The organism is Serratia sp. JSRIV006 (genome assembly GCF_019968685.1).
In the GTDB taxonomy this organism is placed as follows: Bacteria; Pseudomonadota; Gammaproteobacteria; order Enterobacterales; family Enterobacteriaceae; genus Chania; species Chania fonticola_B.
In genome coordinates this window covers 2,547,036-2,559,753 of sequence record NZ_CP074137.1, presented here as the reverse complement: position 1 = coordinate 2,559,753, position 12,718 = coordinate 2,547,036, and the positions used below count along the sequence as shown (strand labels likewise).

Genomic DNA, 12,718 nt, shown 5'->3' with positions numbered 1-12,718 from the left:
GCTTCCTGCCGCTATTCGCCGCGTGGAATGACGATGGGTTTGGTGTTATCGGCAATTTGCGCATTGAGTTGCGCACCAGGGCTAACCCCGGCAGGAACCGGCCAGCGCATCGACTGCCCAGGCAAGACGTAGCCCATAAAACCCGCGATCATGGTTTTCACGCCCTGCTGTTGGTTGCCTTTCTCTGACCAGAACACATTACTCAGCCGCGCATGCACAATGCCGCTATTACGCACCTGCAAATAGGTTTTTCCGCCGTCATTGACCGTATGCCATTGCAACACTGGGCGCGTCGCCGTGGCGGCATCACGTTTGATATCGCTACGTTCGTTGGTCCATAAGCCGCCACCATCCATAAACAGCGGCAGCAGATAGCGCATCTGTAACTGCAGCCCGACCACCGCCTTACTTTGCCCCCCGGCAGCGCCGTTGATCGGCGACGGGATTTCATCAACGATGATGCGGTAGGCCTGCTCGGTATTGGCCGGTACCGGCGTATTGCGGATCAGCCTGATCAGTTGGCGTTGCCCCGGTGGTACGGTGGCAAAAGGTGGGCTGGCGACCACGTTATTCTGATCGGCATAGCGCTCGTTAAAATTTTCCTGTTTCCACGCCAGCACCCGCACCTGTAGAGAAACGGGTTCTGCCCCGCGATTTTCCAGCCATAAGGCGGAACCGTTCTGATCGGACTCAATGATTTGATACACCGGCCAGACCAGCACCGAGCTGGCGGCTTGTGCCGTGATTGAAGCACACAGGGTGTAACTCAGTACTACAGCGCTGATCATACGGGTAAACAAGGTAGACATGGCTCATATCCTGATGATTCAATAAGTTAATGTTACGGTGACCGTATCGGTATAAGTGCCTGCCGAAGGCAGTGTGGTCACGGCGTATAACCGGGCATAAACCGGGTAAGTTTGTGTGGTGCTGGGAAAACTGGGGATAGACATCACCAATGCGCCATTGCCCCAGACCTGACTACGGTTGGCATCGCGAAACAGCTGATAACCCAGCGTGTCGCTATTGGCGCTGTTTTGCATAAAACGCCGGGTAGCGCTGCCCCCGTGGATGCCGTAATCCATGGCTATGCTGACAGTCGCTCCCGGCGTACAGGTCACCACCACCGAACCGGCACCGGCGGTGCTCACGGTATCGACATTACTGGCAAGGGTCGTCATGGTGCCAAAATTGATGGTGCCGAGGTTGGATGTGGGGCTGGAAAACGAGCTGCCAAAAGCACAGCCGTTGGTCAGGGTTGCCGTCACGGTAAAGGTGGTGGTAGTTGGCGTGGCAGCACGTAGCGCACCGCACATCATCAACGGCAGCATGAGCAAGGAGACATGGCGCATCAATGCCCCCGCTACCAGGACACGGTGACATTCACCGTATCCAGATAAATACCGGCTGCCGGTGTGGTTTGCGCCGGAACACGGCCATAGACGGTGTGCCATTGATCGGCTCCGTTGCCAGTGTCACTCAACCCGGTGGTGTTATCCCAAATCGTTCCCCCAGGTTGGTTGGTGTAAAGGTTGTACAACACGCTAGCCGAGCTATTGGTGGTATTTACCATTTTGCGATTCGTAACCACGCCGCTGCTGCCCCCATCCAGCAAGATTTTATAACTCAGACCACTGACGCATTTGACACGGATTGAGCCGGCCAACTGGGCGCTGGTCGCGTTGATCACTGTGTTCACAGCGGCAAAATTGCCGAAATTCATCGTGCCAAAACTGGTATTGCCAGACGTCGTTGTTCCCGCTTCACAGGCGGGCAGCAACGTAGCCGCAATACCGATCGTCGCCGCCTGGCCTAAGGAAATGTTGAGCAGCAAAGACTGCGACAAGATCGCTGGCAACAGCAGCAATACCCTGATCCCCATGCTCATTCCTTCCCGTATAGAAAACCAGCCAGGGGCTGATTCGCCCCCGGCGGAATAACAGCCTTACCAGGAAAGCGTGGCGACTACGGTATCGTTGTAAGTCCCTGCGGTTGGTGTGGTGCTGAGTTGGTCGCCAGGTAATACGCGGCCATAAATCGGGATGTTTTGCGCCGTGGTGCCCGTCGTTAAAGCAATCGGCGTATTAATGGCGATTTCCGTGGTACGTGCACTATCAGAATAGAGGCGATAAGGAATGGTGTCGCCGCCGGAACTCATGGCGCGCAGCCCGCCCGTTGCCGCCAGACCGCCATTGAGCGACAGCGTCGGGCTAAGGCCGTTGCTGCAGGTGATGGTGACCGCGCTGGAGCCATTGGCACCAAACACCGTACCGTTGATTACGCTGGTCAGATCGGAGTAACTGCCAAAGTTCAAGGTCCCCCATTGGTTGGTGCCGCCAGTCGCGCCGCCATTACCCACGGTACAGCCGCTACCGATCGTCAACTGAATACCGACTTGCCCTGTCAAGGTCCCCGCCGCCTGCACACCAGAAGCCAACGTCAAGGTTGCAGCAGCCAACAAGGCCAGTAATAAACGTTTTTTTTCGCCCATGATAACTCCCAATAACAACTTACACCGATGTGTATTCATGCAACCAGGTTGCGTATGGAAATTCTCTGGTGGACTCACGCACTGCCAAAAACTGCCAAAGGACGACGCTCAAGCCGGGTTCTGTTTTTTTTGCAAGGGAACCCTGACGGTAACAACCTGATGAAATAGGCTATCGTGGTTAAATATAGATTAATAAATTTAGCTTAAGCGGAATTTATCTGCCTTGAATGAAATAAGAATAAAAAACCATTTTCCATGTTATTAACAAACTTTACTCCAGAAAAGCGCGCTATAGCTCGACTTTAAAATGGTTAAGGAGTGCGATAGTGAGGAACGTTAATATTTATCGTGACTATTAAGTAAGCATTGATGGTTGGGTCTAGTGCCACGGCAGCGTCCCGCGGACCAATGGCTACTTTTTTTGTGACTTCTTCGCCTGTTTGTCTATGCTTATTGGGTGGTCACAACTGGTCACACCTCATACCACTACTTTCAGCAAGGAGTTCCAATGGGCAAAACCGTCGTGAAAATAGGCAGCTTCGAGGTTGATGACGCGCATTTAACGCCAGCATCTGAACACGCCGAAGGGAAAAGCACCCTGGCGATCCCCTGCAAATCGGACCCCGACCTGTGCATGCAGCTAGACGGTTGGGACGAGCACACCAGTATTCCGGCTATGCTGGATGGCCAACAGTCGCTGCTGTACAAACAGCATTACGATCGACATGCGGATGCCTGGGTGATGCGGCTGGAGTAGAGAGGTTCAGGAGAAAAGACGCGCCGTGTTCCCATTGGGCACGGCACGTTGTTTTATGCGATGGCGATACCGCGCCCGGCAAAGAAACGGCCAAAATCTGCCAGTGACATTGTCACCTTCTGGCGACTGACAAGGCTATCACCGGAAGGATTATGAAAGGTAACGCTATGCCGATCTGCAGCGAACACCAACACTAGATGCCCACCCCGCGCTGGCGGCTGTGCCGCTGGCTGCCGGATACTCGGATGCACCGAGGCGATAAAATAGCGGTGTTGCTCCAGCAACTGCGGCAACTGACTTTCATCGAGATTGACTCGCACCTCTGCCGTTAGCGCAAACTGTTCACGCACAAACACCACAAAGGGCGCATAAATCAGCCCCTTGATCCGTTCGCCGTCGCGCACATAGGCCCCGTAAGGCATGCTGCGGCGTGCCAGCTCCAGCAAGGGCGGCGCCGTGCCATCCCGGTGCGTCAGCACCATTTTCAGACAGGCCATGCCGCACACGTGGTTGGCCCACTCAACATATTCCGCCTGGCTGGCCGCCCCGCTCTGCACCCAATTGGCATCATCCGCCAACGTGGCACGCCCGGCAATCAGATCGGCAGCCAGCTCTGGCGTCGCCCATTGGCACACGTAGGGCACTTCAGGCTGAGACATCACTCAGAACTTTTCGATAACCTTGAAATGCATCAACACCAGCGTCATATCCGGTGAGAACAGTTCATACTCTTCGAAGAAGCGTTTGTGCTCTTTGCGCCAGTAATCCAGCGAGCGATCGCCTTCCCCCTCAGCCAGAGCATGAGCAGCATCCACTTGCTCATAGGTGCTCATATCCACCTTCGTCAGCTCAATGGCGCACACCGGCTCATTCTTGCCGTCCACCACCACAAAGACATCGCCAGGCTGCGGAATACCTTCGCCATCCAGATTGGAGCAGGTGGCGGTCTTGACGCCATCCAGCACCAGTTTCACCAACTCATCCGCCTGCTGTTCGGTATCACCAAACGCCCAACGTTCTACATTTTCATACTTTTCAGGAATGGCCATTGCTTTACCTTTATTGATTGAGTCACAGGTGCTCAGGCAATATTACACCGTATTCCCTCACGTCTGCATCCATCACGTTGCCGCACCGGCTCGCAGCCCCTGCTTTTTACCTGACTTTACGGTAAAGTTCTGTGCGTATCGCAGTGCAGCATTCATACTGTGCATCAACACGTCCTCAATGGCAGCCAACCTGCCAGGGCAATAAAATGAACCAGGCAGAGCAAGATCCCGATGACACCTTCAGTGATTTACTGAAAGTCATCACAGTTATAGCCATCATCCTCATCGCTCTGGGTAGTTGGTATCTCTGCGTCTAAAGAAAAATAAGGAACCCCGAATTGCCAACCAAGCGTATGCGTACCAAACACTGGAAAATGTTTGTGATCCTGGTGCTGATCTGTCTGGCCCTGCTGCTATTGCGCTGGGCAGCTATCGTCTTCGGCTAATCCTGCATTTTGTTAACCGCCTCTCCCGTTCGGGTAGGAGACGCTTTGGCCACTGGCTCCAACAGCTCACGCAAATAGGCGATGCGGGCCTCCCCCTGTGGTAGCCACCAACGACACCAGCGGTTTTTCACTTCGGCATCTCGGCTAAGTTGATAATAAGCCGCTAATTGTTCGACCAGTTTCATGGTTGCGCCCCTCTCGTTGATTTGACCAATCCAGTATTGAATATAAAAACCAGAAGAAACACTGATGGGATGATTTTTATACTTCCGGTTTTATTTTCTCTATGGCCTGACGGCTGGCGTAGCCGGTTGGCAACTGCTACATTGAGCAAAAATCACCCAGCCGAGGTTGGCGATGAAGTTCTCGGAACAGGAGATCAAACCAGTATGGGATGAGGTTGCCCGATTGATTGGCGACAGCGTGATGCAGTTGCGTCATCGAGGCGAGGAATTGTCGGTGGAGAGCCTGTCCAGGCAGTTGGCGCAGCATCTGGCGGAAAGCCACGATATCGAGCAGCGCATCCTGATCGGTGCAGCGATCAACATGCTGAAAAAGGGAAAGTGAATCGCCAACCGAAATGGTTGGCGATCCTGTAAGAGCCCAAGGTATGCAAGCCCGGCCTCTCTTGGTGTTATATTCTCACGTCAGCCCTGGCAGAGTAATCGGAATAGTCCAGATTGGTGACAAAGAATGCGCAGGCTCGGCCTACAGCCCCCTATAACAGCGTGGCAGGCACGATATCGGCCCATAAGGCCCGCGCATCATTGCCCTGAGCCACCAGCCTTAGCGGGCCATCCCCTGGTAGCCACCAGCAACCCTGTCGTGCGGCCAGCAACTTGCCGTCTGGCAACTGCCATTGCCCTCGCAGCACATACAACACACCGGCATGCTGTAGCGATAGCCCGATGGTTTCAGCAATGCGTTGCACCTGCGCCTGGTAGTGACCACGCCGCGTCATGATGTTGAAGTCCTGGCTGCTGCCGCCTAATAATCTGGCCTCTAGCGCCACATCCCCAGAGAAAGCAAACGGCTCACCGATGCGCTGCAACCGGTGATCGATCAGGCCTTCGCTGAACAAATGTACGCCATCGCCTTCCAGCAAAGTGATGGACCGGTCAATGCCGTTAAAGGCCGAGAAAGGCCCATTCTGCGCGATGGTAGCAATGCTGGCACGCCAGCCGAATTCGGTGTTGCCCGGCGGTTGGCAGGTAATTTCGCGAGTTTCTCCGCCGCCATTACGCCAAGGGCTCACCGGCAGCTCGGCAAAATCGAAACGGTTCAGTTTCATCACGCCTCCTGTTGGAACGTTTTCAGCACCTGTAGGAACTCAGCGCTGCTTTGCTGTTGCAACGCGTGACGTCCCTGCTCAATCACCTGCCGGCCAGCAACAAATACGTCGCGGATCTGCTCTTTGCCCCCGGCAAACAGCCAGCGGTTGAGGATAGAGGCATCAGGCGCAGATGCCAGATACGGGTCGTCACCATCCAGCACCAACCAGTCCGCACGATAGCCTACCGCCAGCTTGCCAATTGCCGTACCACAGGCCTGAGCACCGCCCCGTAATGCCTGTTGATAAAGCACGTCTGCCACAGCGGGTTGCTCTGGCGTGGTCAGGCGGTTACGGCGCTGATCGCGCAGCCGCTGCCCATACTCAAACCAGCGTAACTCTTCCACCACGTTTAGGGAAACGTGGCTGTCCGAACCGATCCCCCAGCGCCCCTGGTGGTGCAAATAACTGTCACCTGGGAAAATGCCGTCACCCAGATTCGCCTCAGTAGTCGGGCATAATCCGGCCACTGCTTTGCTGCGAGCCAGTTGCTCAAGCTCCTCACGATCCAGATGAGTGGCATGCACCAGACACCAGCGGCTATCCACCGGCAAATGTTCATACAGCCAGGCCACCGGGCGTTGACCGCTCCAGGCCAGGCAGTCGTTGACCTCTTTTTGCTGCTCGGCGATATGAATATGTACCGGCAAGGCCTGGTCAGAGGCCGCCAGGATCTGCTGCATCTGCCCCAGTTCAACCGCCCTCAGCGAATGGAAACATAACCCCTGATTCTGCAATGGCTGGCCTGCCAGTTGGCGGGCTATCACCTGTTGCTGTTCGAGGTAGCTCTCCGCACTCTGAATAAAGCGCCGTTGCCCCGCTTGCGCAGGCTGAGCACCAAACCCGGCGTAGCTGTAAAGCACCGGCAACAGGGTCATGCCAATGCCTGCCTGAAGCGCTGCCTCACTGAGGCGACCTGTCATCTCGCCCCGGTCGGCGTAAGCTTTTCCTTCCGGTGTGTGATGCAGATAATGGAACTCGGCAACCTGGGTGTAGCCGCCCTTGAGCATTTCGATATACAGTTGACGGGCGATAACCCCAACCTGCTCCGGGGTTAAGCGCTGAACCAGGCGATACATCAGATCGCGCCAGGTCCAGAAGCTGTCTTGTGGGTTGCCCGCGACTTCCGCCAGCCCCGCCATCGCGCGCTGGAAGGCATGAGAGTGCAGGTTCGGCATGCCCGGCACCACGTCGCCGTGCAGACGCAGGCAGCCGTCTGAGTCAGTATTGGGGGTCACTTGGGCCAATTGGCCGTGAGCATCGACTTCAAGCCGTACGTTATGGGCCCAACCGGTCGGAAGCAGTGCGCGAGAGGCAAAATAAGCAGGCATAGCAGTATTCCAAAGTAGGTGTAACGGCTAAGAACGCACGACTGTCACGCCGCGCAGGTAAAAAATTTGTAAACCAGTTTCATTCATCTGGTGAACGGACGCTTACTTGTATATACATATACATATCTTCAACATCAACAGTAAACTGGTGTTATTATTTTTTTATTTGACGAGGTTAACGTCGTGGTAGATCAACAGACCGTGTTGCAGCTGGCTGCAGCAATGAGCGAAACCCCCGCCCCGATCTATCAACGGGTCAAACAGGCCATCGTAAGCCAAATCCGTGCGGGCCACTGGCAGCCGCACCAACGCGTTCCCTCGGAAAGTGAACTGGTCAGCGAGCTGGGCGTCAGCCGCATGACCATCAACCGGGCCTTGCGTGAATTGACCAGCGAGGGCTTTTTGATCCGCATGCAGGGCGTTGGCACCTTCGTGGCCGAGGCCAAGGCACACACCGCGTTGCTGGAAGTACATAATATTGCCGATGAGATCGCCGCCCGAGGGCACCGCCACAGCAGTAAAATTTTGCAGCTGACCGCCCGCCCGGCCAGCGCAGAGGAGGCGACGGCATTGGGGATCCCGCCGGGCCAGCAGCTGTTTTACTCGCAGATTGTGCATTATGAAAATGACGTGCCGGTGCAGGTGGAAGATCGCTGCGTCAACCCGCTGGCGGCCCCAGATTATATGAAGCAGGATTTCGATCGGGTTACGCCCTATATTTACCTGACCCAGTCCGCTCCGCTGACTGCAGGTGAACATATTGTCGAAGCCGTGGTGCCAACCAAGCAGGAGCGCGAACTGCTGCAATTGGAAGACCACGAGCCGGGCCTGCTGATCCATCGTCGCACCTGGTCTGGCAAAATGGTGGTGACTTCTGCGCGCCTGCTCTATCCAGGCAGCCGCTATCAGCTGTTTGGCCGTTTTATCAATCAGGTTTAAGTTGGACAGAGCGTGCTACCCAGGGGGCGCAGTTCATGTGCAGCGCCCCTAGTGCCGTTTCCGGTACCGCTAAACCCTGCCTTTTTCGCGTTTCATCACATCTCGGTAACAAATATTTATCCCCTCTCTTGTCGCAGCCCGGCGAATGCGCTAGGTTGTTTTTAATTGTATATACAACCATGTGGGAGCGGGAACACCATGACGTCTGAGATCCACTGCGACAGCCTGTGGCACGGGGCCGATATCGTCACCATGCGTGACGGCAAGTATCACATCATCAGCAAAGGGGCGATCGCCGTACGCGCAGGCAAGATTGTCTGGATGGGTGAACAGGCCGCCATGCCAGCCTTGGCCGCGACCAAAACGGTGAAGCTTGACGGTGGCATCATCACCCCTGGCCTGGTGGATTGCCACACGCACCTGGTGTTTGGCGGTAACCGCAGTGGTGAGTTTGAACAACGACTAAACGGGGTAAGCTACGCAGAGATTGCCGCTCAGGGCGGAGGGATTATCTCCACGGTCAAGGCCACGCGCGATGCACAAGAAGAGTTGTTGCTGGAACAAGCCTTGTTCCGCCTGCGGCCATTGCTGGCAGAGGGTGTCACCTGCGTAGAAATCAAATCCGGCTACGGCTTAACGCTGGCAAGCGAATTGAAAATGCTACGTGTCGCACGTCGTCTGGCAGAAATATTACCTGTCGAAGTGAAAACCACCTGCCTGGCCGCTCATGCCCTGCCACCGGAATATGCCGGACGCAGCGACGACTATATCGATCTGGTGTGCAATACCATCATCCCTGAAGCCGCAGCAGCAGGTCTGGCAGATGCAGTAGACGCGTTTTGCGAACATCTGGCCTTCTCCCCTGAGCAGGTTGAGAGGGTTTTCGCAGCCGCAGAACAAGCTGGCCTGCCGGTGAAACTGCACGCGGAGCAGCTTTCGGCTCTGGGTGGCAGCACATTGGCGGCACGGCATCATGCCCTTTCCGCCGATCACCTGGAATATGCCACCGAACAAGATGCAATGGCGATGGCAGCGGCCGGAACCGTGGCGGTACTGTTACCGGGGGCCTACTACTTGTTACGAGAAACGCAGTGCCCACCGGTTGAGCTGTTCCGCAAACACGGCGTCAAGATGGCCATTGCCAGTGATGCCAACCCTGGCACCTCACCCGCACTATCGCTGCGTCTGATGATTAATATGGCCTGCACCCTGTTCCGCCTAACGCCGGAAGAAGCGCTGGCAGGCGTCACGCTGCATGCCGCCAAGGCTTTGGGCCTGCAGGAAACCCACGGCTCGCTGGAAGTGGGCAAAGTGGCCGATTTTGTTCACTGGCCGCTGGCACGCCCGGCAGAGCTGGCTTACTGGTTGGGCGGCCAACTGCCCTGCACGGTGATTTTCCGAGGAGAAGTCCGTTAATGATTTGCGATCCTTTCGAGTTCCAGAGCGGCCAACTGCCGCTGTTGATCAGTATTCCCCATGCTGGCACCCGCTTGACGCCAGCGGTTGAGAAAGGGCTCACCGATGAGGCCCGCCCCCTGCAAGACACCGACTGGCATATTCCACGGCTTTACGATTTTGCCCGTGCCATGGGTGCCAGCATCCTGGTGGGTAACTATTCGCGCCTGGTGATTGACCTCAACCGGCCGGCAGATGACAAACCGCTCTACACTACCGCCACCACCGGTCTGTTTCCGGATGTGTTGTTCGATGGCCGCCCCAGTTTTCTGCCAGACGCCGCCCCTTCGGACGAAGAACGGGCCGGATACCTGCAGAACATCTGGCAGCCCTACCATCAGCAACTACAGAATGAGCTGACACGGCTAAAAGCCCAACACGGTTACGCCTTACTGTTTGACGCCCACTCGATCGCCTCCGTGATACCGCGCCTGTTCGACGGCAAGCTACCCGATCTCAACCTGGGCACCAACGGGGGAGAAAGCTGCCCTTCCTCACTGAGTGACAGGCTGGTCACCTGTTGTCAGCAACAACAGCAGTTCAGCCACGTGCTCAACGGGCGCTTTAAAGGGGGCTACATTACCCGTGCCTATGGTCAACCGCAGGAAAACCAGCACGCGGTGCAACTGGAGCTGGCGCAGGTGAACTATATGTCCGAGCAGACATTTGAGTTTGATGCCGCCCGTGCCGCACCTTTACAACGCCTGTTGCAGCAGATGATAGAAAGCATGCTGGCCTGGGGCGAGCAACAACGCTAATCCGCCACAACTCCGGTGCCGCTATCGCGCCGGAGTCAACCTTGCCCTCACCGATATCCCCTCCTGTCTTTCATACCCTTCCATGACGATTTGAGCACTGCATCCCAATTTTGATGGAAAGGTTGCCCACTGGTCTGAACAGCGCACAAAACAGCGGCCCGTGACTTTTGCCTTGCGCCACAATTGGGCCTCTTTCATCCCATGCCCACCCGTTGCTGGCCAGAGATCAGGGATTGAAAGACCACCCTTGCCTTACCCGCCATCCACGTCTCTATCGTGGCTGTGGTAGACACTCGTGTGTAGTCGGCCACGGTGATGTGTGGCGTTCGTTATCTCAGGAGGAAACTATGTCTGACACCCCGCTAAACTGGCGCGCCGCACAGGCAACCGCCGCTCAACTGTTGGCAGGCTGGCAAACCGCAGGCCAACCCGGTGGGGCTATCACCCTGTTTGACACTGATAACACCCAGGCAGTGGTGTGTGCTGGGCTGGCCGATCTGGCACGCCGCGATCCTTTCACTGCTGATACCGTGGTGCGCTATGCCTCCATCACCAAACATATTTTTGCCGCGCTGGCGCTTAATGCCACCGATAACGCTCTGCAGCTTGACGATCGCCTTGGCAGTCTACTGCCCGAATTGCAGGGACAATTGGCGGAGGTGACGGTTGGCCAGGCTTTGGACATGACCAGCGGGCTACCCGATATTCGGCAAACGCTGGGGCTGCTTGGCGTCTCGGTCAACACCGTCAGTGAGGCCCAGCCAGTAATGGAGTTTATCCATGGTTTAACCCGGCTCAACTACCCGGTAGGCAGTGAGATCACCTACACCAATACCGGCTACCGCCTGGTAGAAGCGGCGCTGAAGACTAAAGGGTACGCTTTTGATGATCTGGTTCAGCAGCATCTGGCCCGCCCTCTGGACGTACAGCTACAAGCCCCCGAAAGCTGGTTTGATGTGGTGTCTGGGCTAGCTCCCGGCTATTGGCATACGGCCAATGGTTGGCAACAGACCAGCGCCGGCTTGCATCTCTCCGCCTCTGGCAGCCTGACAGGGAGCGCCAACGCCCTCACCCGCTGGTTGCAATGCCTGCTGGCCAATAACGGCCCTGGCAAAGGGGTCCTGACGCAGCTAAGTGCCCCGCGTCGGCTCAGCCAGGGCCAAGTCAGCCGTTACGGACTAGGGCTGGCGCAAACGCCGCTTGGCAGCCAGATATTGCTCGGCCATGGCGGTTCTCATGCCGGTTATAAGACCTATTTTCTGCTAGCGCCTGACCGGCAAGCAGGTGCCCTGCTGGTCGCCAACCGTGAAGATTGTGACAGCTTTGCCATCATTTTACAGGTGATGGCGGCGCTGTTGAACGAACCGCTGCCCCAACGTAGCACGGCGATCCCAGATGGCATCTACGCCACCCGGGCGGAACCCTATTGGTTGGAAGTTAAAGGGGGCAACGTGGCCTATCTGGGCTCCAACGAACCGCTGTATCAAAGTGAAGACGGTTATGCAGTATCGCTCTCGGCCCATCAGCCAATGCGCCTTAAGTGGACAGGTGAAGCCATAGAAGGTGAAGTTGGCCACGTTGCACGCCGCTTTCTGCCGGTCGCTAGCGAAACGGTTTGTCTCAAGCAGGTTCAAGGGCACTGGTATCATCCACAATACCGCACCGCGTTTGAAATTTGCGGCAACCAGATCCACATTGGGGTCGGCCCGGCGGTGCAAACCGGCACCCTAAGTTCGCTGGGGGATGGGAGGATATTGGTTGAAAGCAACGATGGGCCCAACCTGAATCGGTTTTGTCTGTATTTCCGCGGTTACCAGGTCGATCTGATCGCCAGCCGCAGCCGTGTACTCACGTTCAAAAAGAACATCTGCGCCCGAGCGTAAAGGCTCGCCGTGCCATGACGGGGCGCTGCATGCTGCGCCCGCCTATCAGCCCGACATATCATTCACACCAATTATTAAAAAACAGGTCGTGGCTATCAGGCAAAAAATTGTTCACGCGCAAAACTACTCATGATATCCGAGTAAATGCCGTAGATTTTTCTTGCGGCAAAATAAGCCATCCAGTAATTTTAGTCGGCCACAGAAATGAGTAAACCTGCTCTTTTTCGTTGCACCTCAAAACCCATCTTATGTCATCGATAAATGATACTACTCAATTTC

16 protein-coding genes are annotated in these 12,718 nt (G+C 55.9%); 7 read left to right on the top strand and 9 right to left on the bottom strand.

Annotated elements, in window-relative coordinates; translation table 11 throughout:
- Nucleotides 1-11: 11 nt before the first annotated feature.
- From KGP16_RS11875 to KGP16_RS11860, 4 genes are all read right to left on the bottom strand, one after another.
- A complete protein-coding gene (locus KGP16_RS11875; RefSeq protein WP_094981819.1) occupies nucleotides 12-809 on the bottom strand; it encodes a molecular chaperone in 798 nt (265 codons plus the stop codon).
- Nucleotides 810-827: 18 nt separating this feature from the next.
- Nucleotides 828-1,352 (bottom strand): spore coat U domain-containing protein, encoded by a 525-nt coding sequence (locus KGP16_RS11870; protein WP_059200598.1) that lies wholly within the window; start codon nucleotides 1,350-1,352, stop codon nucleotides 828-830.
- Nucleotides 1,353-1,363: 11 nt separating this feature from the next.
- A complete protein-coding gene (locus KGP16_RS11865; RefSeq protein WP_021804629.1) occupies nucleotides 1,364-1,882 on the bottom strand; it encodes a spore coat U domain-containing protein in 519 nt (172 codons plus the stop codon).
- A 63-nt stretch (nucleotides 1,883-1,945) separates the two neighbouring features.
- Entirely contained in the window at nucleotides 1,946-2,491 is a 546-nt protein-coding gene (locus KGP16_RS11860; RefSeq protein ID WP_021804630.1) for a spore coat U domain-containing protein, read from the bottom strand.
- A 508-nt stretch (nucleotides 2,492-2,999) separates the two neighbouring features.
- On the opposite strand from KGP16_RS11860, the gene KGP16_RS11855 reads away from it, so the two are divergent.
- Entirely contained in the window at nucleotides 3,000-3,248 is a 249-nt protein-coding gene (locus tag KGP16_RS11855; protein WP_021178226.1) for a DUF1480 family protein, read from the top strand.
- A gap of 53 nt (nucleotides 3,249-3,301) precedes the next feature.
- Here KGP16_RS11855 and KGP16_RS11850 read toward each other — a convergent pair whose 3' ends face one another.
- Together KGP16_RS11850 and KGP16_RS11845 are read right to left on the bottom strand one after the other, a co-directional pair.
- Entirely contained in the window at nucleotides 3,302-3,907 is a 606-nt protein-coding gene (locus tag KGP16_RS11850; RefSeq protein WP_223501362.1) for a hypothetical protein, read from the bottom strand.
- A 3-nt stretch (nucleotides 3,908-3,910) separates the two neighbouring features.
- Nucleotides 3,911-4,297 carry an ASCH domain-containing protein gene (locus tag KGP16_RS11845; protein WP_021804633.1) on the bottom strand — a complete coding sequence of 129 codons (387 nt, stop codon included), beginning with the start codon at nucleotides 4,295-4,297 and terminating at the stop codon, nucleotides 3,911-3,913.
- A 338-nt stretch (nucleotides 4,298-4,635) separates the two neighbouring features.
- Between KGP16_RS11845 and yniD the strand changes: the two genes are divergently transcribed.
- The gene (gene yniD, locus KGP16_RS11840; RefSeq protein WP_223499378.1) at nucleotides 4,636-4,743 is read left to right on the top strand and encodes a small membrane protein YniD; all 108 of its coding nucleotides are present in this window, start codon (nucleotides 4,636-4,638) and stop codon (nucleotides 4,741-4,743) included.
- On the opposite strand, the gene KGP16_RS11835 is transcribed toward yniD, so the two are convergent.
- On the bottom strand, nucleotides 4,740-4,928 hold the full coding sequence (locus KGP16_RS11835; RefSeq protein WP_223501361.1) for a hypothetical protein: 189 nt from the start codon (nucleotides 4,926-4,928) through the stop codon (nucleotides 4,740-4,742). The two genes, yniD and KGP16_RS11835, sit on opposite strands and share 4 nt — an antisense overlap.
- A 172-nt stretch (nucleotides 4,929-5,100) precedes the next feature.
- Here KGP16_RS11835 and KGP16_RS11830 point away from each other — a divergent pair, with 172 nt between their 5' ends.
- The gene (locus KGP16_RS11830) at nucleotides 5,101-5,310 is read left to right on the top strand and encodes a hypothetical protein (protein WP_223501360.1); all 210 of its coding nucleotides are present in this window, start codon (nucleotides 5,101-5,103) and stop codon (nucleotides 5,308-5,310) included.
- A gap of 151 nt (nucleotides 5,311-5,461) precedes the next feature.
- On the opposite strand, the gene KGP16_RS11825 is transcribed toward KGP16_RS11830, so the two are convergent.
- Together KGP16_RS11825 and KGP16_RS11820 are read right to left on the bottom strand one after the other, a co-directional pair.
- Nucleotides 5,462-6,034, bottom strand: coding sequence for a HutD family protein (locus tag KGP16_RS11825; protein ID WP_021804637.1), 573 nt, complete (start codon nucleotides 6,032-6,034; stop codon nucleotides 5,462-5,464).
- The gene (locus tag KGP16_RS11820; protein WP_223501359.1) at nucleotides 6,034-7,404 is read right to left on the bottom strand and encodes a formimidoylglutamate deiminase; all 1,371 of its coding nucleotides are present in this window, start codon (nucleotides 7,402-7,404) and stop codon (nucleotides 6,034-6,036) included. The genes KGP16_RS11825 and KGP16_RS11820 overlap by 1 nt, the downstream gene beginning before the upstream one ends.
- Before the next feature lie 183 nt (nucleotides 7,405-7,587).
- On the opposite strand from KGP16_RS11820, the gene hutC reads away from it, so the two are divergent.
- From hutC to KGP16_RS11800, 4 genes are all read left to right on the top strand, one after another.
- The gene (hutC, locus tag KGP16_RS11815; RefSeq protein WP_021804639.1) at nucleotides 7,588-8,343 is read left to right on the top strand and encodes a histidine utilization repressor; all 756 of its coding nucleotides are present in this window, start codon (nucleotides 7,588-7,590) and stop codon (nucleotides 8,341-8,343) included.
- A 198-nt stretch (nucleotides 8,344-8,541) separates the two neighbouring features.
- Complete coding sequence (hutI, locus tag KGP16_RS11810; protein ID WP_223501355.1) at nucleotides 8,542-9,759, top strand: imidazolonepropionase; 1,218 nt, start codon at nucleotides 8,542-8,544, stop codon at nucleotides 9,757-9,759.
- Nucleotides 9,759-10,556 (top strand): N-formylglutamate deformylase, encoded by a 798-nt coding sequence (hutG, locus tag KGP16_RS11805; RefSeq protein ID WP_021804641.1) that lies wholly within the window; start codon nucleotides 9,759-9,761, stop codon nucleotides 10,554-10,556. The genes hutI and hutG overlap by 1 nt, the downstream gene beginning before the upstream one ends.
- Nucleotides 10,557-10,903: 347 nt before the next feature.
- A complete protein-coding gene (locus tag KGP16_RS11800; RefSeq protein WP_218519425.1) occupies nucleotides 10,904-12,439 on the top strand; it encodes a serine hydrolase in 1,536 nt (511 codons plus the stop codon).
- Nucleotides 12,440-12,718: the final 279 nt, after the last annotated feature.

What these genes read in the sequence shown, in the direction of transcription:
- KGP16_RS11875 (WP_094981819.1), bottom strand. Translation starts at nt 809, where the DNA reads ATGTCTACCTTGTTTACCCGTATGATCAGCGCTGTAGTACTGAGTTAC.
- KGP16_RS11870 (WP_059200598.1), bottom strand. Translation starts at nt 1,352, where the DNA reads ATGCGCCATGTCTCCTTGCTCATGCTGCCGTTGATGATGTGCGGTGCG.
- KGP16_RS11865 (WP_021804629.1), bottom strand. Translation starts at nt 1,882, where the DNA reads ATGGGGATCAGGGTATTGCTGCTGTTGCCAGCGATCTTGTCGCAGTCT.
- KGP16_RS11860 (WP_021804630.1), bottom strand. Translation starts at nt 2,491, where the DNA reads ATGGGCGAAAAAAAACGTTTATTACTGGCCTTGTTGGCTGCTGCAACC.
- KGP16_RS11855 (WP_021178226.1), top strand. Translation starts at nt 3,000, where the DNA reads ATGGGCAAAACCGTCGTGAAAATAGGCAGCTTCGAGGTTGATGACGCG.
- KGP16_RS11850 (WP_223501362.1), bottom strand. Translation starts at nt 3,907, where the DNA reads ATGTCTCAGCCTGAAGTGCCCTACGTGTGCCAATGGGCGACGCCAGAG.
- KGP16_RS11845 (WP_021804633.1), bottom strand. Translation starts at nt 4,297, where the DNA reads ATGGCCATTCCTGAAAAGTATGAAAATGTAGAACGTTGGGCGTTTGGT.
- KGP16_RS11835 (WP_223501361.1), bottom strand. Translation starts at nt 4,928, where the DNA reads ATGAAACTGGTCGAACAATTAGCGGCTTATTATCAACTTAGCCGAGAT.
- KGP16_RS11830 (WP_223501360.1), top strand. Translation starts at nt 5,101, where the DNA reads ATGAAGTTCTCGGAACAGGAGATCAAACCAGTATGGGATGAGGTTGCC.
- KGP16_RS11825 (WP_021804637.1), bottom strand. Translation starts at nt 6,034, where the DNA reads ATGAAACTGAACCGTTTCGATTTTGCCGAGCTGCCGGTGAGCCCTTGG.
- KGP16_RS11820 (WP_223501359.1), bottom strand. Translation starts at nt 7,404, where the DNA reads ATGCCTGCTTATTTTGCCTCTCGCGCACTGCTTCCGACCGGTTGGGCC.
- hutI (WP_223501355.1), top strand. Translation starts at nt 8,542, where the DNA reads ATGACGTCTGAGATCCACTGCGACAGCCTGTGGCACGGGGCCGATATC.
- hutG (WP_021804641.1), top strand. Translation starts at nt 9,759, where the DNA reads ATGATTTGCGATCCTTTCGAGTTCCAGAGCGGCCAACTGCCGCTGTTG.
- KGP16_RS11800 (WP_218519425.1), top strand. Translation starts at nt 10,904, where the DNA reads ATGTCTGACACCCCGCTAAACTGGCGCGCCGCACAGGCAACCGCCGCT.